23 protein-coding genes are annotated in these 21,376 nt (G+C 64.4%); 13 read left to right on the forward strand and 10 right to left on the reverse strand.

Annotated features, from left to right (window positions below):
- Positions 1 to 176: 176 nt before the first annotated feature.
- Together HLH45_RS12460 and purB are read right to left on the reverse strand one after the other, a co-directional pair.
- Entirely contained in the window at positions 177 to 677 is a 501-nt protein-coding gene (locus HLH45_RS12460; protein ID WP_011346970.1) for a DUF3060 domain-containing protein, read from the reverse strand.
- A 243-nt stretch (positions 678 to 920) separates the two neighbouring features.
- On the reverse strand, positions 921 to 2,288 hold the full coding sequence (purB, locus tag HLH45_RS12465) for an adenylosuccinate lyase (protein ID WP_008578090.1): 1,368 nt from the start codon (positions 2,286 to 2,288) through the stop codon (positions 921 to 923).
- A 196-nt stretch (positions 2,289 to 2,484) separates the two neighbouring features.
- Between purB and HLH45_RS12470 the strand changes: the two genes are divergently transcribed.
- A complete protein-coding gene (locus HLH45_RS12470; protein ID WP_008578092.1) occupies positions 2,485 to 3,435 on the forward strand; it encodes a CAP domain-containing protein in 951 nt (316 codons plus the stop codon).
- Positions 3,436 to 3,445: 10 nt separating this feature from the next.
- Here the strand turns inward: HLH45_RS12470 and HLH45_RS12475 are convergent, their stop codons facing one another.
- The gene (locus tag HLH45_RS12475) at positions 3,446 to 4,768 is read right to left on the reverse strand and encodes a hemolysin family protein (protein ID WP_008578093.1); all 1,323 of its coding nucleotides are present in this window, start codon (positions 4,766 to 4,768) and stop codon (positions 3,446 to 3,448) included.
- Between the two features lie 283 nt (positions 4,769 to 5,051).
- Between HLH45_RS12475 and HLH45_RS12480 the strand changes: the two genes are divergently transcribed.
- Positions 5,052 to 6,458 carry a class II fumarate hydratase gene (locus HLH45_RS12480; RefSeq protein WP_008578094.1) on the forward strand — a complete coding sequence of 469 codons (1,407 nt, stop codon included), beginning with the start codon at positions 5,052 to 5,054 and terminating at the stop codon, positions 6,456 to 6,458.
- Between the two features lie 129 nt (positions 6,459 to 6,587).
- Here HLH45_RS12480 and HLH45_RS12485 read toward each other — a convergent pair whose 3' ends face one another.
- The 7 genes from HLH45_RS12485 to HLH45_RS12515 all read right to left on the reverse strand — a co-directional run bounded on the left by HLH45_RS12485 (position 6,588) and on the right by HLH45_RS12515 (position 11,239).
- Entirely contained in the window at positions 6,588 to 7,010 is a 423-nt protein-coding gene (locus HLH45_RS12485) for a hypothetical protein (protein WP_014089812.1), read from the reverse strand.
- A 366-nt stretch (positions 7,011 to 7,376) separates the two neighbouring features.
- A complete protein-coding gene (locus tag HLH45_RS12490) occupies positions 7,377 to 7,913 on the reverse strand; it encodes a DUF2884 family protein (protein WP_008578096.1) in 537 nt (178 codons plus the stop codon).
- Between the two features lie 28 nt (positions 7,914 to 7,941).
- Positions 7,942 to 8,760 (reverse strand): DUF4097 family beta strand repeat-containing protein, encoded by an 819-nt coding sequence (locus HLH45_RS12495; protein WP_008578097.1) that lies wholly within the window; start codon positions 8,758 to 8,760, stop codon positions 7,942 to 7,944.
- 10 nt (positions 8,761 to 8,770) lie between these two features.
- Positions 8,771 to 9,757, reverse strand: coding sequence for a hypothetical protein (locus HLH45_RS12500; RefSeq protein WP_008578098.1), 987 nt, complete (start codon positions 9,755 to 9,757; stop codon positions 8,771 to 8,773).
- The gene (locus tag HLH45_RS12505) at positions 9,754 to 10,629 is read right to left on the reverse strand and encodes an ABC transporter ATP-binding protein (protein WP_008578099.1); all 876 of its coding nucleotides are present in this window, start codon (positions 10,627 to 10,629) and stop codon (positions 9,754 to 9,756) included. The genes HLH45_RS12500 and HLH45_RS12505 overlap by 4 nt, the downstream gene beginning before the upstream one ends.
- Positions 10,626 to 10,988, reverse strand: coding sequence for a GntR family transcriptional regulator (locus HLH45_RS12510; RefSeq protein ID WP_003483692.1), 363 nt, complete (start codon positions 10,986 to 10,988; stop codon positions 10,626 to 10,628). Before HLH45_RS12510 ends, HLH45_RS12505 begins: the two co-directional genes overlap by 4 nt.
- Positions 10,989 to 10,990: 2 nt before the next feature.
- Complete coding sequence (locus tag HLH45_RS12515; RefSeq protein ID WP_074053199.1) at positions 10,991 to 11,239, reverse strand: hypothetical protein; 249 nt, start codon at positions 11,237 to 11,239, stop codon at positions 10,991 to 10,993.
- 133 nt (positions 11,240 to 11,372) lie between these two features.
- Between HLH45_RS12515 and HLH45_RS12520 the strand changes: the two genes are divergently transcribed.
- From HLH45_RS12520 to HLH45_RS12565, 11 genes are all read left to right on the forward strand, one after another.
- On the forward strand, positions 11,373 to 11,930 hold the full coding sequence (locus HLH45_RS12520) for a glutathione peroxidase (RefSeq protein WP_011346979.1): 558 nt from the start codon (positions 11,373 to 11,375) through the stop codon (positions 11,928 to 11,930).
- A gap of 30 nt (positions 11,931 to 11,960) precedes the next feature.
- Positions 11,961 to 12,146 carry a hypothetical protein gene (locus HLH45_RS21795; protein WP_223866235.1) on the forward strand — a complete coding sequence of 62 codons (186 nt, stop codon included), beginning with the start codon at positions 11,961 to 11,963 and terminating at the stop codon, positions 12,144 to 12,146.
- Positions 12,064 to 12,987 carry an FKBP-type peptidyl-prolyl cis-trans isomerase gene (locus HLH45_RS12525; protein ID WP_223866234.1) on the forward strand — a complete coding sequence of 308 codons (924 nt, stop codon included), beginning with the start codon at positions 12,064 to 12,066 and terminating at the stop codon, positions 12,985 to 12,987. The genes HLH45_RS21795 and HLH45_RS12525 overlap by 83 nt, the downstream gene beginning before the upstream one ends.
- 25 nt (positions 12,988 to 13,012) lie before the next feature.
- On the forward strand, positions 13,013 to 14,362 hold the full coding sequence (locus tag HLH45_RS12530) for a UDP-glucose dehydrogenase family protein (RefSeq protein ID WP_008576522.1): 1,350 nt from the start codon (positions 13,013 to 13,015) through the stop codon (positions 14,360 to 14,362).
- Positions 14,355 to 14,591 carry a SlyX family protein gene (locus HLH45_RS12535; protein ID WP_008576524.1) on the forward strand — a complete coding sequence of 79 codons (237 nt, stop codon included), beginning with the start codon at positions 14,355 to 14,357 and terminating at the stop codon, positions 14,589 to 14,591. Before HLH45_RS12530 ends, HLH45_RS12535 begins: the two co-directional genes overlap by 8 nt.
- Positions 14,592 to 14,609: 18 nt before the next feature.
- Positions 14,610 to 15,344, forward strand: coding sequence for a DUF2058 domain-containing protein (locus tag HLH45_RS12540; protein WP_008576526.1), 735 nt, complete (start codon positions 14,610 to 14,612; stop codon positions 15,342 to 15,344).
- Positions 15,345 to 15,674: 330 nt separating this feature from the next.
- Complete coding sequence (locus HLH45_RS12545) at positions 15,675 to 16,520, forward strand: transporter (RefSeq protein ID WP_033479129.1); 846 nt, start codon at positions 15,675 to 15,677, stop codon at positions 16,518 to 16,520.
- A gap of 138 nt (positions 16,521 to 16,658) precedes the next feature.
- On the forward strand, positions 16,659 to 17,834 hold the full coding sequence (locus HLH45_RS12550; protein ID WP_011346982.1) for a LacI family DNA-binding transcriptional regulator: 1,176 nt from the start codon (positions 16,659 to 16,661) through the stop codon (positions 17,832 to 17,834).
- Between the two features lie 13 nt (positions 17,835 to 17,847).
- Positions 17,848 to 19,158, forward strand: a complete 1,311-nt coding sequence (gene fucP, locus HLH45_RS12555; RefSeq protein ID WP_008576532.1) for an L-fucose:H+ symporter permease — start codon at positions 17,848 to 17,850, stop codon at positions 19,156 to 19,158.
- Complete coding sequence (locus HLH45_RS12560; RefSeq protein ID WP_008576535.1) at positions 19,155 to 20,141, forward strand: carbohydrate kinase family protein; 987 nt, start codon at positions 19,155 to 19,157, stop codon at positions 20,139 to 20,141. Before fucP ends, HLH45_RS12560 begins: the two co-directional genes overlap by 4 nt.
- A complete protein-coding gene (locus HLH45_RS12565) occupies positions 20,138 to 21,343 on the forward strand; it encodes an AGE family epimerase/isomerase (protein WP_008576537.1) in 1,206 nt (401 codons plus the stop codon). Before HLH45_RS12560 ends, HLH45_RS12565 begins: the two co-directional genes overlap by 4 nt.
- The last annotated feature ends 33 nt before the right edge of the window (positions 21,344 to 21,376 follow it).

Genomic DNA, 21,376 nt, shown 5'->3' on the forward strand with positions numbered 1-21,376 from the left:
GACTGCCCGAGCCGGATGTCCACCTGTGCGGCGCGCAGCGTGCCGGCTCGCGTTCGCCGCTGCAGGGCTGGTCGGCATTTCCGATCGCTTCTTGATGTCGATGGCCTTGCGAGCGGCATGGTGGCGCTATCGGCGCACGCTGATCGCCGCGTGCGCCGATAGCGCACCAGCGCGCATCACATCACCTTGTTGCCGCTGCCACGGTCGTCCAGTACGGGCTTGCTGGATGGGTTGACGGTGTTGTCGTTGCCCGAAAACCGTACCTGTTTCACGGCACGCGCGAGCACAAGATTCTTGTTGCCCTGGATATCCACGCGATCGACATCGGTGAGATTGAGCGTGTTGTCGTGACCGCTCACGCTGAGCTGGCCAAGTTGCTGGTTGAGCACCGTGAAGTTGCTTCCCTCCAGGCGAATGCTGCGCGCGGTGTCCAGATTCATCGCGCCACGCGAGGCGGTGATGGTGACCGTGCCGCACTCGCCGTGCAGGATCCATTCGCTGTCATTGCGGGTCAGCCGGACATCCTTGCCGGCACAGTCTGCGCCGCTGGCCGGATCGGTCAGCGTGTTAGATACCGCCGACGGGGCCTGCGCGGCGGGGCCATCGCCGCCGCATCCGCTCAGTGCAAGGACGCTTCCCAGCGTCAACAGGGTCAGTGCCGTGTGAGTGACGCGCATCGCCGATCTCCTGGAAGTGAGGCCGGCAAGATAGCAGTCCGGTTTGGTCACCATGTGCAGGCCCTCGCCGGCCGCCCGTCCGCATGCGAGGTGCGACGCATCCCGCCCCGGGCGTCTTGGCCTCGTCATCATTGGCCTTGATCGTGCTGCATCGGCATGTGGTGATGCCGATGCAGCTTCGCCGATGAGGTCCGATGACGTGGCCCGCTTCGCAAGCCCTGCACCGCGTGCGGTTCGGTCAGCTCAGATCGCCCGCGCCAGCTGCTCGGCCAGGCCGGTATAGGCGCCCGGAGTGAGTGCGCGCAGGCGTTGCTTGTCGTCTTCCGGCAGTTGCAGGCTTTCCACGAAGGCCTGCATCGAGGCGGCGGTGATGCCCTGGCCGCGGGTCAGCGCCTTGAGTTGTTCGTAGGGGTTCGGCAGCCCGTGGCGGCGCATGACCGTCTGTACGGCTTCGGCCAGCACTTCCCAGGCCGCATCCAGGTCGCCATCCAGGCGCTCGGGGTTGACGGTGAGCTTGCCCAGGCCCTTGGCCAGCGAATCCAGCGCGACCTGGGTGTGGCCGAACGCGGTGCCGAGCGCACGCAGCACGGTGGAGTCGGTGAGGTCGCGCTGCCAGCGGCTGATCGGCAACTTGGCGGAAAAATGCTCGAACAGCGCGTTGGCGATGCCGAAATTGCCTTCGGCATTTTCGAAGTCGATGGGGTTGACCTTGTGCGGCATGGTCGAGGAGCCGACTTCGCCCTCTTTCAGCTTCTGCTTGAAGTAGCCCAGCGAGATATAGCCCCAGATGTCGCGCGCCAGGTCGATCAGGATGGTGTTGGCGCGGCGGCTGGCATCGCCGATTTCGGCCACATTGTCGTGCGGCTCGATCTGGGTGGTGTAGGGATTGAACACCAGCCCCAGGCTTTCCACGAAACGCTGTGCGAACGCTGCCCAGTCCAGGTCCGGGTACGACACCAGGTGCGCGTTGTAGTTGCCGACCGCGCCGTTGATCTTGCCGGTCAGTTCGACCGCGGCGATCTGCTTGCGCTGGCGCTCCAGGCGCGCGACCACATTGGCGATTTCCTTGCCCAGCGTGGTGGGCGAGGCGGTCTGGCCGTGGGTGCGCGAGAGCATCGGCTGGGCGGCCTGGGCGTGGGCGAGGGTGCGCAACGCGGCGGTAATGCCGTCCAGGCTGGGCAGCAGCATCTCGCGGCGGGCCTGCTCCAGCATCAGCCCGTAGCTGAGGTTGTTGATGTCTTCGCTGGTGCAGGCAAAGTGCACGAATTCCAGCGCCGGACCCAGCTCGGCGTCGTCCTTGAGCTGCTCCTTGATGAAGTACTCCACCGCCTTGACGTCATGGTTGGTGGTGCGCTCGATCTCCTTGACCCGCGCGGCATGCGCCACGCTGAAATCGTCGGCCAGGGCGCGCAGGCGCTGCGCGGCAGCCGGCGAGAACGGCGCCAGTTCGGCGATGCCCGGCTCGGCGGCCAGTGCCAGCAGCCATTCGATTTCGACCTTGACCCGCGCCTTGATCAGGCCGTATTCGGAGAAGATCGGGCGCAGCGCATCCACCTTGGAGGCGTAGCGGCCGTCGAGCGGGGACAGGGCGAGCAGGGCGGAATCCGACATGGGCAAGGGAGGCAGCGGTGACAGTGGGGCCAGCATTCTACGCCGCCAGGGCCGCGGGCAGGCCCGCTGCGCTGGAAAGTGGGTTGCCAGGCCCACGCCAGCGTGGGCTGAATGGCGGGCTATCAGCGCGGCAGAGACGCCCGACATGGCGCGAGCTGCACTTTATGGTAGAGCTCCCGCGCTGTTCCGGCCTGCCATGCGCCCGATCTTCGCTCGTCTCGCCTTCGCGATCTTGCCCGCCGCGCTGCCCGCCACCGCGCAGGATGCCGATTTCGCCGCGCAGGCGGCGGCGCTGTATCGCACCCCGCCAGCAATCGCCAGCTGCCGGGCCGGCGAGTTGCAGCCGGCGCAGCGACAACGCGTGCTGGCGCTGATCAACGACATCCGTCGGCTGCACGGTCTCGACGCGGTCGACGACGACCCGGCGGCCGAGCCCGAGGCCACCCAGGCGGCCTTGGTGATTGCCGCCAACGGCCGCCTCAGCCATGCGCCGACGCCGGACTGGCGCTGCTATTCCGACAGCGCGGCCAAGGGCGCGCGCCGCAGCCTGATCTATGGCGGGGTCAGCTCGCCGCTGCTGCGTTTTTCCAGCGCCGATGAGATCGTGATCGAGTGGCTGACCGACGCCAACAACGTCAGCGCCGGTGGACTGGGGCACCGGCGCTGGCTGCTGGATCCGTTTCTGCAACGCGTCGCCTTCGGCATGGTGGCCGGCCGCAATGGCGCTGCGTTCAGTAGCGGTGCCGCGCTGCGCTTGGTTCCGACGGTCGGCATCGCCGCGCGAACGCGCGAGGATTTCGTCGCCTGGCCGATCGGCGAGTACCCGGGCCGGTACTACGCCGACGATGCGTTGTTGTCGTTCACCGCCTTGCCGGACCGCAAGCGCAAGTTCGCCAATCGCGATGTCGACTACGCCGATGCGCAGGTGGAGATCCGTGAGCGCGATGGACGCCAGCTGCAGGTGCGCAACCTGAGCGAGGACCACGAAAGTTTCGGGGTGCCCAACAGCCTGCAATTCCGGGTGCCGCGCTTGCAGCCGGGTGTGATATACGACGTGACCATCCGCGGGGTGCGGTTCGGTGGGCAGTCGCGCGATTACCGTTATTGGTTTCGCATCGGCCAATCGCCTCGCGCGTCCACCGAATGAATCGACGACATCAGCTGGCCGCATCGACGGCTTCGCCCACCGGGCGCACCGTGACCGCCTGGATGCGGTGGCCTGCCATGCGCCGTACGGTCAGCAAGTGGCCATCCAGTTCCAGCGTTTCGCCTTCCTCGGGCAGGCGCTGCAGCTGATACAGGATCAGCCCGCCGACCGAATTGACGTGGTCCGGCGCGCTCAGATCCTGACCGAGCAGGCGTTCCAGGCGGAAGATCGAGGTGCTGCCGGCGACCAGCAGCGAGCCGTCCTGGCCACGGATCGGGGCATCGCGCACCACATGGCGGTGCTCGTCCTCGATGTCGCCGACCACCACTTCCAGCAGGTCTTCCAGGGTGAAAAAGCCCAGGATGCGGCCTTCTTCTTCCACGCACAGCGCCAGATGGGTGGTGCCGGCGCGGAATTGCTCCAGCGCGTTGGGAATCGGCGTTTCCAGGGTCAGCACGGTGGGAGGGCGCAGCAGCGGGCGCAGATCGTCCAGGTTCTGGCCGCGTGCCATCGCCACCAGCAGATCCTTGGTGTGCAGGATGCCCAGCACCTGCTCGCCATCGGCATCGAACCAGGGGTAGCGGCTGTAGCGCGACTCACTGAATTCGGCCAGCACCGCTTCCAGGGTCATGCCTTCGCGCAGGCTGCGCAGGTGCTCGCGCGGACGCATCAGGTCGCCGGCGACCAGATCCGGCAATTCCAACGCGTGGCTCATCAAGGCCAGCCCCTGGTCGGGCGCTACGGCGTTCGGGTCCTGGCGGCCGACGATCAGCATCAATTCCTCGCGTGAATAACGATGCGAGTGGTGTTCCACTTCGCCCCACCCGAGCAGGCGCAGAAAGCGGTTGGCGCTGGTATTGAGTACCCAGATGGCCGGGTACATCAGCCAGTAGAAAACGTACAGCGGCGCGGCGGTCCACAACGACATGCGTTCCGGGCGGCGGATCGCCATGGTCTTGGGCGCCAGTTCGCCCAGCACGATGTGCAGGAACGAAATCAGGCTGAAGGCGATTGCCAGCGCGGTGAATTGTGCCGCTTCCGGCGACAGGCCCAGCGTATCGAACAGCGGTTGCAGCAGATGTGCGAACGCCGGCTCGCCGACCCAGCCCAATCCGAGCGAGGCCAGGGTGATCCCGAGCTGGCAGGCCGACAGATACGCATCCAGATGGGCGTGCACCCCGAGCAGCAAGCGCCCACGCCAGCCGTTGGTTTGCGCCAGGCCCACCGCTTGCGTGTGCCGCAGCTTGACCAGCGCGAATTCGGCGGCGACAAAGAACCCATTCAACAGCACCAGCAACAGCGCGACCAACAGGAGCAAGACGTTACCTAACATGTCCGCCTCCGTGCGCTGCAGGAGCGGTACATCTGCGTGCTAGCGCATATGCGGCAGAGGTGCGGGGTATCCCGGCAACAGATGTGGAGTCTGCGTTTCTACAGTCAGGCTCGTCGCCCATGGCGGCTTGGCATCTCGTCATGATCAACAGGCAGTCTAGCCGACAGCGTGCGACGACATCGTCGCAACGCGGCGAGCGAGTATCGTAGGCAGCCTCGCCAGCGTGGGTACGCCCGCCGCCAGCCATCGATCACCACAAGTCAGCAATGTGCGGAGAGTGCAGATGAGCGAACGTTTCAGGACCGAACACGACAGCATGGGCGAATTGCAGGTACCCGCCGATGCGCTGTGGGGCGCGCAGACCCAGCGCGCGGTGCAGAATTTCCCGGTGTCCGGGCAGCCGATGCCGCGTGGTTTCATTCGCGCGCTGGGCTTGATCAAGGCCGCGGCAGCCGGCGTCAACGCCGAGCTTGGATTGTTGCCCAAGTCGATCGGCAAGACCGTGCAGGCCGCCGCGTTGCAAGTGGCCGAGGGTCGCTTCGATGCGCAGTTTCCCATCGATGTGTACCAGACCGGTTCGGGCACCTCGTCCAACATGAATGCCAATGAGGTGATTGCCACCTTGGCCACGCGTGCCGGCAAGGATGCGGTGCATCCCAACGACCACGTCAATCTCGGCCAGAGTTCCAACGATGTGGTGCCCACCGCCATTCGCGTGTCGGCATTGCTGGCTGTGCAGGAACATCTGCAACCGGCGCTCAAGCATCTGCGCAAGACCATCGATAAGCGCGCCAAATCGCTGGACAAGATCGTCAAGACCGGTCGCACGCATTTGATGGATGCGATGCCGCTCACCTTTGGGCAGGAGTTCGGCGCGTGGTCGGCGCAGCTGAGTTCGGCGCAGGAGCGTATCGACGACGCGCTCAAACGCCTGCGACGCTTGCCGCTGGGCGGTACGGCGATCGGGACCGGCATCAATGCTGACCCGCGCTTCGGTGGCAAGGTGGCCAAGGCCTTGTCCAGCCTGAGCGGAGCCAGGTTCGAGAGCGCGGAAAACAAGTTCGAAGGCCTCGCCGCGCAGGACGATGCGGTGGAGCTGTCCGGTCAGCTCAACGCGTTGGCGGTGGCGCTGATCAAGATTGCAAACGACTTGCGCTGGATGAATGCCGGACCGCTGGCGGGACTGGGCGAAATCGAACTGCCGGCGCTGCAGCCTGGCAGCTCGATCATGCCGGGCAAGGTCAATCCGGTGATTCCCGAAGCCACCGTGATGGCGTGCGCGCAGGTGATCGGCCACCACACTGCCATCACCATCGCCGGGCAAACCGGCAACTTCCAGTTGAACGTGACCTTGCCGCTGATCGCCTACAACCTGCTGGATTCGATCAACTTGCTGGGCAACGTTTCGCGTCTGTTGGCCGACACGGCCATTGCCGGGCTGAAGGTGCGTCAGGAGCGCGTCCGCGAGGCGCTGGACCGCAACCCCATTCTGGTGACCGCACTGAATCCGATCATCGGCTACGAAAAAGCCGCGGCCATCGCCAAGCGTGCCTACAAGGAGCAGCGGCCGGTACTGGATGTGGCCAAGGAAGACAGCGGGCTCGGCGAAGCGGAACTGCGGCGATTGCTCGACCCGGCAGCCTTGACGCGCGGCGGTATCCAGGCCGGCGGCGGTGGCGGCGGCGGCTGATCACCGCAGTGCATATGGAAGAGCGCACCTGTGCGCGATGAGGCGTGATCGGTAACTGCTCATCGCGCGCAACCGCGTTCCTGCGGTTTTCTTGCTGCTTCTGGCCGCTTGGCTGACGTGCGCTGGGCGTCAATGCCGCTCGGCTTGCAGGTTACTAAAACTCTCGCGATACGGCTGCAGCGACGGGATTTCATCCAGCAATTCCCCACTGAGCGTCTGGATCTGCGGCGTGGCGGTCAGCTTGATCGACTTGTATTCCGGATCCGGGCCGGCCTCGTTCACTGCCTGCTGACGCAACATCTGCAGGTGGCCGAACAGCAATTGCAGCTTGGCGCGTGTGGCTTCTTTCTGCGGCAGCGCGATGTCGTCGATCTTGAGCGTGCCGTCGGGGGTGATTTCGGCATTGGCAGCCGGCGGGCGGCGGATCATCACCGACTGCGTGGTGACCGCAACGCGCGGCTTGCCGCGTTCGGCGCGGCGAGACGACTGGTCGCCGCAGGCAGCAAGCGTGCACAGCAGAAGCGCCATGCAGAGCATCACGAACTTGTTCATGGGGTCGATGGAGTGAGGGAAGCACATTAGTGTAATCCCGCTCCGGTCTGCGGATCGGCAAAGCGGCCGTCCGGTGCCTGCCAAAATGTCGCAGGGCGTCGATGCGTTTGGTTACCGTGCACGCATCGCCGGTTCCAAGCGCGTTCCGGCCGGCCGATCAGCGATGGCACGCGCCATGCGGACAGCTGCGCAGGCGGTGCGATACGCAGTTGCTGAGCGTTGCGGATGGAGGCGCTGCCACCTGCCTGCGAACGGTCGTCAACCAGGCGTGTGGCGCACCGGCGTCGCAGTGGACGATCGGCACATGCCGCGCCGCGCACCGACGACGCCCGCCCGGCGGTGCGCGTCGTCGGTCTGTCGGGCCATCTACTTGCGGCAATCGTCGATGTCGTGCTGCGTCAGGGTCGAGTACGGCGCAAAGGCCGGCACCAGGTGCGCGGCTGCATCCTGTGCGGTGCGCAGCGTGGCCAGCTGATCGCAGATCTGCAGGGCCTTGTGCTTGAAGGTGTCTGCCTCGGCCTCGATCTTGTCGCCGATCTGATCTGAGTTGCCGCTGAGCACGCCCTTGATCGCTTGGCCTGCGGCATGTGCGCCGAACGCCGCGCCCTGGGTGCCGATGTCGATGCCCTTCTTGGCCACGCCTTGCACTTGCGCGTAGTAACTGCGCATCGCCTGGCGTTGCGCCTCATTCAAGTCCACCGGCTTGCCGTCGATGCTGAGCGCGCCATCGACACCGATGGTGGCGGCCGGCAAGCCGTCGCGCTTGAGCGTCAGGCTCTTGCCGGTAAAGGTCACGCCGGCACCATTGGCCTGGCTGGAGACGTTGACGGTGGGTTCGGACTTGCCGCAACCCGCCAGCAATACGCTCATCACTACCGCCGAAACAAGCAATTTCATCAGCATTTCCCCCACATCCTGAAAGAAGTCGTCGTCATTTGTCTGTCGGTACCCGGGTGCTGCCGGAGACCTCGCTCACATCGATATCGCCGCTGCCCTTGTGCGCCACGCTCAGATCGCCACGCACCTTGCGGACATTCAACGCGCCGGAAGCGACCGACTCCACGTTGACATTGCCTTGCACATCGCGGATATCGACATCGCCCGAGCCGATCGTGCCGATTTTGATGTTGCCTGCGACGCCGTGCAGCTTGATCTCGCCGGACTGCACTTTCGCCACCTCTGCCGCACCGTGCACCTCACGCGCCTTGAGGTCGCCCGAGCCCACTGCCAGCACGCGCAGCGCGCCCAGATCTTCCAGCTCGACATCGCCGGAACCCACCTTGGCGGTCACGCGGCCCTTGGTGTGACGAATGGTCATGTCGCCCGAACCCACGTCGGCGCTCACTGCGGCGGCCCCGTTGATCTGCGCATCGCCGGAACCCACGTCAAATTGCACCAGCACCGTGTTGGGCACGCTGCCGCGCAGGTCCAGGTAGGAATAGCTGTTGCCGAAGGAAAACCGGCGGTCATCGTTCAAGCTCACCACCAGCTTGTCGCCGACGCGCTTCTGGGTCACGGTCAGGCTCTTGAGCAATTCGGCCCTGGCAGCACAGGCGCGCCCGCCCAGTTTCCCGCCGCCGCCGGGCGAGGCGTCCAGATGCAGGTCGTTGGAAGCGACCTCGAACAGGACCGACTTCACGCCGGTCAGTTGCAGGTCCAGGCTACGTGGTTCGGAGAACTTGCACTGCTCCTCTGCCGCTGCAACACCGGGCAATGCGAGCAGGATGGCCAGGCTCAGGGTCAGGCGCATGGGAGGTCCCTCAGGCTTCGGAGCGCCGACGGCGCAGGTAGATGGAAGAGGCGATCAAGGCGATACCGACGGCTGCGCCAATCCAGATATCCGCGCTGCCATAGACGCGCGTGCTGTCGGTGTGCTGCAGGGCCCATTGCACCAGGTCGCTGGGGCTTTGCAGGGTGCTGCTGTCCAGGTTCCCGCTGACGGCAAGTGGCGACCAGGTGCCGGGCAGGGCGCTGAGCAGGCCACGGTAGCCGACGATGTACCAGATCCAGCCGATCGGCAGCGACACGCCCGGCATCGCCGAGAGAATGCTCAGCATCACGCAGGCCAGCAGCGGAAACAGCACCGCCCACAGGAACGGCTTGCTGTTGGCCCAGGCCGAGCAGAACATCAGCCAGCCCACGGTCGGCAGCGCCCATAGCAGGCTCATCGGCACGGTCTTGAGCAACAGCCACAGCAGCGAGAACGGGTGCGAATGGGTCGCCAGCGCCCAGGGGCTGGGCACGCCGGCAATCAGGGCGCCAACGATGGCGATCAGCCACAGCGCCATGCCGACCGCCGCACCGATCGCGATGGAGATCAGCGGCGCCAGCAGCAACGCCCAGGCAGCCTTGGACAACACGGTCTGCACGTCCGACACCGGCAACGATTTCCAGAACAGCACGCTGCGGTCGCGGCGATCGTCGTACAGGCTGCCGAGTGCGTAGAAAAACACCACGAATGCCAGCACCACCGAGGCGATGCCGATGCCGCCCAGCAGCAGGCCGTCGCCGACCTGGCCCAGCGTGCGCGTGTATTCGGCCAGATCGTCCATGGTGATGCTGTCGCCGACCATGTTGCGGCGGGCGCTGATCGCACCGATCACCGCGCCCAGCAGCGCGAAGAACACCGCGATGCCGCCGGTGATGAACTGCGCCCACACGAAGCCGCCACGGTGCTCCCAATATTCGCGTTTGAGCAGCCAGGCGAAGGTGCGTGCGGGTGATGCTTGGTTGGTCACTGCATTCATGCGTAGGTCCCCTTCATGACCGCAACGAACAGGTCGGCTAGGCCGGGATTGCGGGTTTCGCCAAAACGGGCGAGCTGCTCTTTCGGCGCGCCATCGAACAACATCACGGTCTTGCCGAACGGCAGGCCGCGCTCGTCGATCGGCTTCAGGGAGCGCGCTGCATCCAGCTGGTCGGCACCGACCAGGACTTCGGTGTAGCGCTCGGAGATGCTTTCCATGTCGGCGGTGAGCACGATGCGGCCGTCGCGGATGAACATCACATCGGTGAGGATGTGCTCGATCTCTTCGACCTGGTGGGTGGTGACGATGATGGTCTTCTGCTCGTCGAAGTAATCCTCCAGCAGGCGCTGGTAGAACTGCTTGCGGTAGAGGATGTCCAGGCCCAGGGTTGGTTCGTCCAGCACCAGGATGCGTGCGTCGATGGCCATCACCAGCGCCAGATGCAGCTGCACGATCATGCCCTTGGACAACTCGCGCACCCGCGATTTGCGGTTGAGCTGGGTATTGGCCAGGAAGCGCTCGCACTTGGCGCGATCAAAACGCGGATGCACGCCGGCGACGAAGTCGATCGCTTCGCCGACCCGCAGCCAGCGCGGCAGCACCGCCACGTCGGCAATGAAGCAGACCTCGTTCATCAGCGCATTGCGCTGGGTGCGCGGATCCATGCCCAATACCTGCAACTCGCCGGCGAAATCGGTCAGCCCCAGCACCGCCTTGAGCGCAGTGGTCTTGCCGGCGCCGTTGGGGCCGATCAGTCCAATAATGCGGCCGGCGGCAATGGTGAAGCTGGTGTTGTCCAGCGCGAGCCGATGCTTGTAGGCCTTGCGCAGGCCACGTGCGTCGACCACATGGTCGGAGGAGACGGCGGTCATGGTGTTTTTCCCTGTGGCAACAGATCGTCGATGGACAGTCCCAGGCGCTGGATCCTTTCCAGCACGGCGGGCCATTCTTCATTCAAGAAACGCTCGCGTTCGCTGCCACGCAGCTTCTGTGCGGCCTCCGGGGTCATGAACATGCCCAGACCGCGGCGTTTTTCCACCAGGTTCTCGTCGGCCAGTTCCTGGTAGGCGCGCGAGACGGTGATGGGGTTGAGTTGGTAATCGGCCGCCACCTGGCGCACCGAGGGCAGGGCATCGCCGGGCTTGAGAATTCCATCGAGCATCATGGCAATCACCCGTTCCTTGAGTTGGCGATAGATGGGAGCGCCGTCGCTCCACTGAATGTCGTTCATGATCAGCTCCGTGGGCGCAGGGCCTGCGCGAAGGAGAAATAGGGCATCGACAGCGAGGCGCGCACATGCCGGCCAGGCCGGGAACGCGCTTCGGGGGGAGTTGTCGCGTTTTCCGTAACCGCCTCCGACACGCCATAATCGGCGCCGGACTCCGTCACCTGACTGGAAGCGGCTCCCAGGCAACCAATGGCAAACAGGGTGCTGCCGAACAGCAACAGCGGAACTGGTCGCGTCAAGCGTGTGCTGTTCATGCTTTCCCCTGCGTTGGGTGACTGGTGTTGTATTAAACTATAACACCGACACGCAGGCAGTCAACTGTTTGTCATCCCCAACTGATGGCACCCCTCATCGGTGCGCCGCCTCAACTTTCGAAGGGCATTGCTCATGTTGCTCAATCGTCTGCTAGCTCTTGTATTGACTGGCTTTTTTGCAACATCCGCGTTCGCTGCCGGCACTCCGGTACTGGATGTGGAATACCGGCCGCTGGCCGGCAAGACGCCAATCAACCTGAACCGTACCTACGGCGGCAAGGTCGTCATGGTGGTCAACACCGCCAGCAAGTGCGGCTTCACCCCACAGTACGAAGGGCTGGAAGCGCTCAACCAGCGCTTCGGCAGCCGCGGCTTCACGGTGCTGGGTTTTCCATCCAACGATTTCCAGGGACAGGAACCGGGATCGGAGAAGCAGATCCAGGAATTCTGCACGCTGACCTATGGGGTGAAGTTCCCGATGTTCGAAAAGGTCCATGTGCTGGGTGCGCAGGCAACGCCGCTGTATCAGCGCCTGACCCAGGCCACTGGCGTGGCGCCGGGCTGGAACTTCCACAAGTATCTGATCAGTCGCGATGGCCGGGTGGTTGCGCAGTTCCCCAGCAAGATCAAACCGGACGATCCGAGCGTGCTGGCAGCAATCGAACGCGAGCTCAAGGCACCGGCGCACTGAGCACTCGCATCGCCGCGCGCGCATGCGACAATGCGCATTCAGCGCCATCGGTGGCGTGTCTTTTCACTTTTGGGAAGTGCATCGAATGAAGATGGGAAAGCGCGGCGCGGCGGCGTCGTTACTGATGGTGGCAATGTCGGCATCGATGCCGGCGATGTCGCAGCAACCGGCCGCAGCGGCCACCAAGGAGAAGCCAGCTTTGAATGCATCGTCTGACAAGAGCACGCGCGAGGACGTGAGCTACGCCATCGGTATGGACGTGGCACGTTCGTTCGAGCCGATTGCTCAGGACATCGATGTGAACGCGATGCAACGCGCCATCGAAAATGCATTCAAGGGCGGCAAGCCGCTGTTGTCGGATGAGCAGACCCAGGCCACCGACACCGCGTTGCGTACCGCGCTCGCTGCCCGCAATGGCCAGCAGGTGCCAGGCATGGCGCCGGGCGCCGCGCCGGCCGCCCCGTCCAAGGAAAATGTCGGCCTGATGCTCGGCGATCGTGCGGTTGGTCCGTCGCTGGCCGGCATCAAGGACGAGATCGATCTGTCGATCCTGATGGAAGCGGTGCGTACCGTGTTCGCCAAGGGCACCACGCGTCTGACCCAGCAGGAAGCCGCAGCCACCATGCAGGCATTCGCCTCTGCCAAGCAGGGTGCCGCCGCTGCCAACAATCGCAAGCAAGGCAATGAGTTCCTTGCCAAGAACAAGACCGAGAAGGGCGTGATCACCACCGCGTCCGGCCTGCAGTACATGGTGTTGCGCCAGGGCAGCGGCGAGCGCCCGATGCGGACCAGCAAGGTGCGTGTGAACTACGAAGGCAAGCTGCTCAACGGGCAGGTCTTCGACAGTTCCTACCAGCGCGGCCAGCCGGCGGAGTTTGGTCTGGATCAAGTCATCCCCGGTTGGACCGAGGGCGTCGCGTTGATGCCGGTCGGTTCGAAATACCGTTTCTGGATTCCGTCCAACCTGGCCTATGGCCCGAACGGCACGCAAGGCGGGCCGATCGGACCTGACGCAACGTTGACGTTCGATGTCGAGCTGATGGGTATCCTTCCCTGATCTTCCGCGGCAGGCATTCCATTCCATGCGCGTTGCGATCTTCGGCACCGGCTACGTGGGTCTTGTGACCGGTGCCTGCCTGGCCGAAGTGGGGCACCAGGTCGTCTGCGTGGATATCGATCAAGCCAAGCTTGATGCCCTCAATCGCGGGCTGATTCCGATCTATGAGCCCGGCCTGGAGCCGATGGTGAAGGCCAACCATGCCGCCGGCCGGTTGCGCTTCACCAGCGATGCGGCTGCAGCCATCGCGCATGGCGAGATCACCTTCATTGCCGTCGGCACGCCGGCTGACCAGGACGGGAGTGCCGACCTGCAATACGTGCTGGCAGTTGCGCGCACGGTGGGCCGGCATATCGACGGCCCGGCGATCGTGGTCAACAAGTCCACCGTGCCGGTCGGCACGGCCGACATCGTGCGCGTGGCGATCCAGGAAGAACTGGCCGCGCGCGGAGTTGCGCACGAGGTCGATGTCGTCTCCAACCCCGAATTCCTCAAGGAAGGCGACGCGGTGGCCGACTGCATGCGCCCGGACCGCATCGTGATTGGTGCCAAGAAGCCGGCGGCCATTGCGCGCATGCGGCGGCTGTACGCACCGTTCAACCGCAATCGCGATCGCATCGTGGAAATGGACGTGCGGTCGGCCGAGCTGACCAAGTACGCGGCCAACGCGATGCTGGCGACCAAGATCAGTTTCATGAACGAGATTGCCACCATTGCCGAGCGTGTCGGTGCCGACGTCGAGCACGTGCGCAACGGCATCGGTTCGGATCCGCGTATTGGCTGGCACTTCATCTATCCCGGCGCCGGCTACGGCGGCTCGTGCTTCCCGAAGGACGTGCAGGCATTGGCCAAGACAGCCGAGCAGTACGGCATGCGGCCGACCCTGCTCGAGGCAGTGGAAAGCGTCAATAACGCGCAAAAGGGCCATCTGTTCGAATTGGTGCAGCGGCATTACGGTGCCGAGGGCACCGGCAGTGTGGCCGGCAAGACCTTCGCGGTGTGGGGTCTGGCGTTCAAGCCCAATACCGACGACATGCGTGCTGCGTCCAGCCGTCGCCTGATGGAACAGTTGTGGGAAGCCGGTGCCACCGTGCGCGCCTACGACCCTGAAGCCACTCGCGAAGCCAGGCGCATCTTCGGCGAGCGCGATGATCTGGCGTATTGCGACGATGCCTTTTCTGCACTGGAAGGTGCCGACGCCCTGGTCGTGGTCACCGAGTGGAAGCAGTTCCGCAGCCCGGACTTCGGCAAGATCAAGCAGGCCTTGAAGGACGATGTCGTCTTCGACGGCCGCAACCTTTACGACCCGCAGGAGATCGAAGCCGCAGGTCTGGCGTACTACGCCATTGGACGAGGCCGTTCGTTATATGCATGAGCAACTCCCGCTGCACGACCGCGCGCTGGAAGCGCGGTTGATCGAATTGGAAACGCGCCTGTCCTTTCAGGAGCAGGCGCTCAACGAACTGAGTGAAGCACTTGCAGACGCCCGTTTGACGGGTGCACGCAACGCCGAACTGATCCGCCACCTGCTCGAGGATCTGGGCAAGGTGCGCTCCACATTGTTTGCCGATGCAGCGGACGAACCGCCGCCTCCGCACTATTGATTGCAGATTGCCGCCGCCATGAGCGATACCTTACGTGACCAGTTGCTTGGGTTGGGCTTCAAGTCCGCGCCCAAGCCCGAACGCAAACCCGACGCACGGCCTGCAGCGCGTGCACATGGCAATGGCGGCAAGCCAGCACCCGGGGGAAATCGGCCGGGCCAGGGCAGGGGACCGCAGCGGCCACATGCCGCCGCGTCAACCGACGGCAATGGCGAGCGCAAACCCGCTGGCAGGCCCGAGCGTCGGCATGACGGCAAGCCCGGCGCAGCGCCGCGTCCGCAGCATGCCGCTGCAGACCGTCGCGGCCCCAGGCCGGCACGCACGCGCGAAGATATCGATCTGGCCAAGGCCTATGCGATTCGTGCGCAGCGCGAGAAGGACGAGCGCATCGAAGCCGAGCGAGTGAAGCAGGAAGAAGCACGCCTGCGTCGCGAAGCCAAGGCCAAGCTCGAAGCGCTGGTGAAGGACAAGGGTTTGAATGATGCCGCTGCGGATATCGCCCGGCATTTTCCGTATGGCGGCAAGATCAAGCGCATTTACGTCACCGCCGATCAGCTCAAGGCGCTCAATGCCGGCGAGCTGGGTGTGCTGCAACTCAACGGACGCTATCTGCTGGTGACTGCCGAGCTGCTTGCCGAAGCCGAAGCGGTGTTCGCCCCATCGGTCGCCTTGAAGGTGGACCCGAACGCACCAGCGGGCGACGACCCGTACGCTGATCCGAAGTATCAGGTGCCCGACGACCTGGTCTGGTAGAACGCCCGATGCGTGGTGTGTGTTGTACATGGGCACCTGCGGGTGCCCATTTTCATTGCGTTTTCCGCAGGCAATAGGCGCGTAGCCACCGCGCAAGCCAGAGGGCGGCCATCGGATTGTCTGGCGCAGAATGCGGGTTGGTTGCTTGATCATGGTGCTTCATGCAAGGCCATCGGGGCTCACCCCGACCGCTGGCGCGGGAGACAGCACGCAGCGCGACGCTATACAAGCCGGTCACGGGTGGCGCGGCACCATGCGCGCCGTTACGTGTCGATGCAGGCCGGCGCCTTTGCCGTGCCCTCGTCCCTGCTCGGTTGCTCCGTCCTGCCAATGGTGCTGCATATGTCCCTGTCGTCGAAATTCCTGAAATCCAACGTCGTGGCAGCCGTCGACAGTCGTGCCCTCAGTCGCGTGCCGGTGCAGGCGCTGCGCCGAACGGCGTCGGCCTTGGTGATGCTTGCGCTGTGCGTGGCTAGCGGGCACGCCGCCGCACAGGCAGACGATGCGCCGGCGTTCGACCGGCCAGGCATTCCATTCGCTGCGGAGGCGTTGCAGCCAGGTGCGTTTGCCTGGGAGCAGGGCTTGCCGGATGCAAGTACCGACCGCAGCGACGGGCAGCGCACGACCCAATACACCGCCGACACGCTGCTGCGTCTGGGGTTGTTCCAGAATGTCGAACTGCAACTCGGGAGCGACAGCTACAACTGGCAGCATGGTGGGGGCGTGCGGGTACGTGGCGGCGGGGATAGCAGTGTCGGATTGAAGGTGGCCTTGCCATCGCGTTCGGAGAGCTTTCATTGGGCTGCGCTGGGCACTTACAGCATCCCGACCGGCAGCCCGTCCTTCAGCGACGGCTACTCGCGCGAACTCGGTGTGACTGCATCCTGGGATCTGGCGCAGCAGCGTGCCATCGCGTTGTACGTCAATTACGCGCGCGATGACGACGGGCACACCTGGACCTTCGCGCCCAATTACACGTTTTTTTCCGGCGACCATTTCAGCAGCTATGTGGAAGCGGGCGTGGACACCGGCAGCGCGCATTCGCGCGTGGCCGGCGCGGGTGGCGCCTGGCAGCTGCCGCATGCGATGCAGCTGGATGTGTCGGTGTTGCGGGGACTGACCTCGGAAAGCCCGGATTGGCAAGGTGGCATCGGGCTATCGATCGCGTTTGAGTGACTGGTGCGAACCGCCGCTGTCGGATCACTGGCCAGTCGGTGCGTTGCCTTGGGCCTTGGCCTCGTGCGAAATGGACTATGTTGCACTGCCGCATGCATTGACTGCGCGGAAGAGGCCTAATTGGATCGATCCAATTTGATGCCACTGCATGCGTCTTTTTTCCACCGCAAGGCTTGCCACGTGACGCCAGCCAAGCCGACACCCGAGATGACTGCGGACGATGGTACGCCGGGCGCGCGGCGCGGCGCGGTGACGCTACGCGATATCGCCAGCGCCATCGGTGTCTCGCGCGCGACGGTGTCGCTGGTGCTGCGCGGGAGCCCGCTTGTGCATGCAAGCACGCGCGCGCGCGTGGAGGCCGAGTTGGATCGGCAGAATTACGTCTACAACCGCGCCGCGGCGAATTTGCGCCAACGCACCTCGTCCAGCGTCGCGCTGGTCATCAACGATTTGTCCAACCCGTTTTTTGCCGAGTTCGCCGCCGGTGTGGACGAGGCACTGGGCGCAGCCGGCTATGTCACCTTGCTCGGCAGCACCGGCGAATCGACGCAGCGTCAACAGGCAGTGCTGACCTCGCTGATGGAGCACACGCCGGCGGGCATCATCCTGTCGCCGGCCGAAGGCAGCCAGGCGCAGGCGCTGACCCAGGTGCTCGGCCGCCAACGCAACGTGGTGCTGTTCAATCGCGAGGTGGAGGGCGCGCAATGGGATCTGCTGGCGCTGGACAACGCACAAGGCGCGTTCGAGGCCTGCTCGCACCTGATTGCGCAAGGTCATCGGCGTATCGTGTTCTTCGGTGGGCATGCCGCATCCAGTTCCTGCCGGCAGCGTCGCGCCGGCTATGCGCGCGCGATGCAGGAGGCGGACCTGGAAACGCATTACGTCGAGTCGGCTCCAAATCGCCAGGACGCCGCACTGTGCGGGGCGCGCTTGCTGAGCACTGCGGCGCAGGCTGCGACTGCAGCGGTCTGCTACAACGACAGCGTTGCGCTCGGTTTGATGGCGGCCCTGGCCAGGCACGGCATCGTGCCCGGCCGCGACTTTGCGGTGACCGGCTTCGACGACATCGCCGAAGCGGCGCTGTTCACGCCTGCATTGACCACCCTGGCCGCAGACCCGCGTGCACGTGGCAGGCAGGCTGCGCAGCTGGTACTGCAACGCATCGGTAGCCCTGAGCTCGCCGCACAACAGCTGACCGCCGCAGTTGCCTTGAATATTCGCGCGAGCAGCGCCTGCGGACCGACAGCGCGAATGTCATCACCTCCCCAAAGCGGTCCATCCGCCCATTCCCCCACCAAGGCCTCCGGCCGCTGACCAGGCAATCCCTATGGTTTCCCTTTCCACGCAATCCTCCGTGCCCAGCGGCAACAAGGCGCCCGTCAACAACGGCGTCGCGTTGTCGGTGGTCACCACGATCTTTTTCATGTGGGGCTTTCTGACCTGCCTCAACGACATCCTGATCCCGCATCTGAAGGCGGTGTTCGAGCTCAATTTCGCGCAGGCGATGCTGGTGCAGTTCACCTTCTTCGGTGCGTACTTCCTGATGTCGCTGCCGGCCGGTTGGCTGGTGAATCGGTTGGGCTACAAGCAGGGCATCGTGGCCGGGTTGGCGGTGGCGGCGGTCGGCGCGCTGGGTTTCTGGCCGGCGGCGGAATTGCGCGTGTACAGCGCATTTCTCGGCGCATTGTTCGTGCTGGCCACCGGCATCACCATCTTGCAGGTGGCCGCCAATCCCTACGTCGCCTTGCTGGGACCCGAGCGCAGCGCCTCCAGTCGCCTGACCCTGGCCCAGGCACTGAACTCGCTCGGTACCGCGATCGCGCCGCTGTTGGGCGGCTGGTTGATCCTCTCCAACACGGTGATGAGCGGCGACCAGCTGAAGGCCCTGCCGGAAGCCGAGCAACTGGCTTATCGCGTGCAGGAAGCGCAGGCCGTGCAAGGCCCGTACATCGGGCTGGGTATCGTGCTGTTCTTGCTGGCGATTTTCGTGTTCTTGTTCCGTCTGCCGGCACTGACCGACGCCAGCGCACAGAAAGACGACAGCAAGCATTCCTTGCTCGATGCCTTGCAACACCCGCATGTGCGCTTCGGTGTGTTGGCGATCTTCTTCTATGTGGGCGCAGAAGTGGCCATCGGCAGCCTGATGGTCAATTACTTCTCGCTGCCGCAGATCGGTGGGTTCACCGAGCGTGAGGCAACCAAGTACGTGTCGGCCTACTGGACGCTGGCGATGATCGGCCGTTTCATCGGCTCGGCGCTGCTGGCCAAGTTGTCGCCGCGCGTGTTGTTGTCGGTGTTCGCGGCCATCAATGCGGTGTTGCTGGGCCTGACCATGGCTAGCGGCGGCATGTTGGCGGTATATGCGCTGGTGGCGATCGGCCTGTTCAATTCGATCATGTTCCCCACCATCTTCACCCTGGGTATCGAACGGCTCGGCCCGCTGACCGGGCGCGCCTCGAGCCTGCTGATCATGGCCATTGTCGGTGGCGCCATCGTGCCGTATCTGCAAGGGCTGCTGGCAGACAGCATCGGCCTGCATGAGTCGTTCGTGCTGCCGTTGCTGTGCTACCTGTACATCGTGTTCTACGGTATCTGGGGCTCGCGGTTGCGCGGCGCACTGGCGGAGGCACGCGCATGAGTGCGACCAAGCATCAGGTAGTGTGTTTCGGCGAAGCGCTGATCGACATGCTGGCGTTGCCGCAGGACGGCCCGGACCAGGCGCGTACCTTCGCGCAATATGCCGGCGGTGCGCCGGCCAATGTCGCCGTTGCGGTGGCGCGCCTGGGGGGCGCTGCGCATTTCGTCGGCATGCTCGGGCGCGACATGTTCGGCGATTTCCTGCTGCAAAGCCTGCAGCAGTCCGGCGTGGCGACCGATGGCATCGTGCGCACCGATCAGGCCAAGACTGCGTTGGCGTTCGTTGCGTTGGACGACGCGGGCGAACGCAGTTTCAGTTTCTACCGTCCACCGGCAGCGGACCTGTTGTTCCGTCCCGAGCACTTCGCCGAGGACGGGTTTACGCAGGCAGCGGTATTGCATGTGTGCTCCAACAGCATGACCGAGCCGGAGATTGCCCAGTGCACGCTCGACGGCATGCGCCGTGCGCGCGCCGATGGCGCCATCGTCAGCCTTGACCTCAACCTGCGCCCGATGCTGTGGCCGCAGGATGTCGATCCGGCGGCGTTGCTATGGGAGGCGCTGGCGTTGGCCGATGTGGTCAAGCTTTCGCGCGAGGAGCTTGAGTATCTGGCGGGAACGCTCGATGGCGATGCCGGTGCGGTGACGCAAAAGCTGTGGCAGGGCAGGGCCAGTTGGTTGCTGGTCACCGATGGCGGCGGACCGGTGCATTGGCAGACACGCACCGATGCGGGCCAGGTGCCGGCGTTCCAGGTGCAGGTGCGCGATAGCACCGCCGCTGGCGATGCGTTCGTCGGCGGGCTGCTGTATCAGCTGGCAACGCGTGCTGCATCGCTGGAGCAGCTATGCGGCGATTCCGCGGCAATCAATGAGGTGATTCGGTTTGCTGCCGCGGTCGGCGCGCTGGCGGTGACGCGCAAGGGCGCGTTCGCGGCAATGCCGAGCATCGATGAAGTCCATTCCTTGATCCAGGAACAATCATGAGCCGTTTGCCTGCAACACCCGCACCCGATTTCCGTTCGGCTGACGTCTTGCGCCAGCACATCGCCGACACCATGGCGTTCTACCATCCGCGCGCGATCGATCCGGCAGGTGGGTTTTTCCAGTATTTCCGCGATGACGGTTCGATCTACGATGCCGGGCATCGGCACCTGGTCAGCAGTACGCGCTTCGTTTTCAACTACGCAATGGCCTACCGCGAGTTTGGCGATGCTGCGTACCTGCAGGCGGTACGTCACGGGCTGGACTATCTGCGCAATGTGCATCGCAATCCGCAAACCGGCGGTTATGCGTGGACGCTGCGCGATGGCGTGGTCGAAGACGACATGAATCACTGCTACGGCGTGGCCTTCGTGTTGCTGGCGTATGCGTGTGGTTTGAAGGCCGGTGTCGATGAGGCACGCGCGTGGATGGACGAAACCTGGCAGCTGCTGGAAAAACATTTCTGGGAAGCGGAGTTCGGGCTGTATCGCGACGAAGCCGACGCGCAATTCAACTTCACCAGCTACCGCGGCCAGAACGCCAACATGCATATGTGCGAGGCGATGATCGCCGCGTACGAGGCCAGCGGCGAGCAGCGTTATCGCGATCGCGCGCTGGTGCTGGCCGAGAACATGACCCGGCGCCAGGCCGCCAAGGCCGATGGGCTGGTGTGGGAGCATTACAACCCGCAGTGGAACATCGATTGGGACTACAACCGCGACAATCCCAAGCACCTGTTCCGCCCGTGGGGTTTTCAGCCCGGCCATCAGACCGAATGGGCCAAGCTGCTGATGCTGCTGGATCGGTATGCGCCGGCCGACTGGTTGCTGCCGACCGCGCAGCATCTGTTCGACGTGGCAGTGGAGCGCTCATGGGACACGCAGCGCGGTGGGCTGTATTACGGCTTCGACCCTGAGGGCAATGTCTGCGACGACGACAAGTATTTCTGGGTGCAGGCCGAGTCGTTGGCCGCTGCTGCATTGCTGGCGCAGCGCAGCGGCGACGATCGCTACTGGCAGTGGTACGACAAGCTGTGGGCCTATTCGTGGGCGCACATGATCGACCATCAGTATGGCGCGTGGTATCGCATCCTGGATGCGGACAACCGCAAGTACAGCGATGAGAAAAGCCCGGCGGGTAAGACCGATTACCACACCATGGGCGCGTGCTACGAAGTCTTGAACGTGTTGCGGCCGGCTGCTTGATGCTGGCGTAATCCAGGCGCCGCCGCGCAATGC

Origin of the sequence: Xanthomonas euvesicatoria, from assembly GCF_013112235.1 — a bacterium.
In the GTDB taxonomy this organism is placed as follows: Bacteria; Pseudomonadota; Gammaproteobacteria; order Xanthomonadales; family Xanthomonadaceae; genus Xanthomonas; species Xanthomonas euvesicatoria.

Excerpts from the sequence above, each read along its gene's own strand:
- HLH45_RS12460 (WP_011346970.1), bottom strand. The coding sequence starts at position 677 with ATGCGCGTCACTCACACGGCACTGACCCTGTTGACGCTGGGAAGCGTC.
- purB (WP_008578090.1), bottom strand. The coding sequence starts at position 2,288 with ATGTCGGATTCCGCCCTGCTCGCCCTGTCCCCGCTCGACGGCCGCTAC.
- HLH45_RS12470 (WP_008578092.1), top strand. The coding sequence starts at position 2,485 with ATGCGCCCGATCTTCGCTCGTCTCGCCTTCGCGATCTTGCCCGCCGCG.
- HLH45_RS12475 (WP_008578093.1), bottom strand. The coding sequence starts at position 4,768 with ATGTTAGGTAACGTCTTGCTCCTGTTGGTCGCGCTGTTGCTGGTGCTG.
- HLH45_RS12480 (WP_008578094.1), top strand. The coding sequence starts at position 5,052 with ATGAGCGAACGTTTCAGGACCGAACACGACAGCATGGGCGAATTGCAG.
- HLH45_RS12485 (WP_014089812.1), bottom strand. The coding sequence starts at position 7,010 with ATGAACAAGTTCGTGATGCTCTGCATGGCGCTTCTGCTGTGCACGCTT.
- HLH45_RS12490 (WP_008578096.1), bottom strand. The coding sequence starts at position 7,913 with ATGCTGATGAAATTGCTTGTTTCGGCGGTAGTGATGAGCGTATTGCTG.
- HLH45_RS12495 (WP_008578097.1), bottom strand. The coding sequence starts at position 8,760 with ATGCGCCTGACCCTGAGCCTGGCCATCCTGCTCGCATTGCCCGGTGTT.
- HLH45_RS12500 (WP_008578098.1), bottom strand. The coding sequence starts at position 9,757 with ATGAATGCAGTGACCAACCAAGCATCACCCGCACGCACCTTCGCCTGG.
- HLH45_RS12505 (WP_008578099.1), bottom strand. The coding sequence starts at position 10,629 with ATGACCGCCGTCTCCTCCGACCATGTGGTCGACGCACGTGGCCTGCGC.
- HLH45_RS12510 (WP_003483692.1), bottom strand. The coding sequence starts at position 10,988 with ATGAACGACATTCAGTGGAGCGACGGCGCTCCCATCTATCGCCAACTC.
- HLH45_RS12515 (WP_074053199.1), bottom strand. The coding sequence starts at position 11,239 with ATGAACAGCACACGCTTGACGCGACCAGTTCCGCTGTTGCTGTTCGGC.
- HLH45_RS12520 (WP_011346979.1), top strand. The coding sequence starts at position 11,373 with ATGTTGCTCAATCGTCTGCTAGCTCTTGTATTGACTGGCTTTTTTGCA.
- HLH45_RS21795 (WP_223866235.1), top strand. The coding sequence starts at position 11,961 with ATGCGCATTCAGCGCCATCGGTGGCGTGTCTTTTCACTTTTGGGAAGT.
- HLH45_RS12525 (WP_223866234.1), top strand. The coding sequence starts at position 12,064 with ATGTCGGCATCGATGCCGGCGATGTCGCAGCAACCGGCCGCAGCGGCC.
- HLH45_RS12530 (WP_008576522.1), top strand. The coding sequence starts at position 13,013 with ATGCGCGTTGCGATCTTCGGCACCGGCTACGTGGGTCTTGTGACCGGT.
- HLH45_RS12535 (WP_008576524.1), top strand. The coding sequence starts at position 14,355 with ATGCATGAGCAACTCCCGCTGCACGACCGCGCGCTGGAAGCGCGGTTG.
- HLH45_RS12540 (WP_008576526.1), top strand. The coding sequence starts at position 14,610 with ATGAGCGATACCTTACGTGACCAGTTGCTTGGGTTGGGCTTCAAGTCC.
- HLH45_RS12545 (WP_033479129.1), top strand. The coding sequence starts at position 15,675 with ATGGTGCTGCATATGTCCCTGTCGTCGAAATTCCTGAAATCCAACGTC.
- HLH45_RS12550 (WP_011346982.1), top strand. The coding sequence starts at position 16,659 with ATGCCACTGCATGCGTCTTTTTTCCACCGCAAGGCTTGCCACGTGACG.
- fucP (WP_008576532.1), top strand. The coding sequence starts at position 17,848 with ATGGTTTCCCTTTCCACGCAATCCTCCGTGCCCAGCGGCAACAAGGCG.
- HLH45_RS12560 (WP_008576535.1), top strand. The coding sequence starts at position 19,155 with ATGAGTGCGACCAAGCATCAGGTAGTGTGTTTCGGCGAAGCGCTGATC.
- HLH45_RS12565 (WP_008576537.1), top strand. The coding sequence starts at position 20,138 with ATGAGCCGTTTGCCTGCAACACCCGCACCCGATTTCCGTTCGGCTGAC.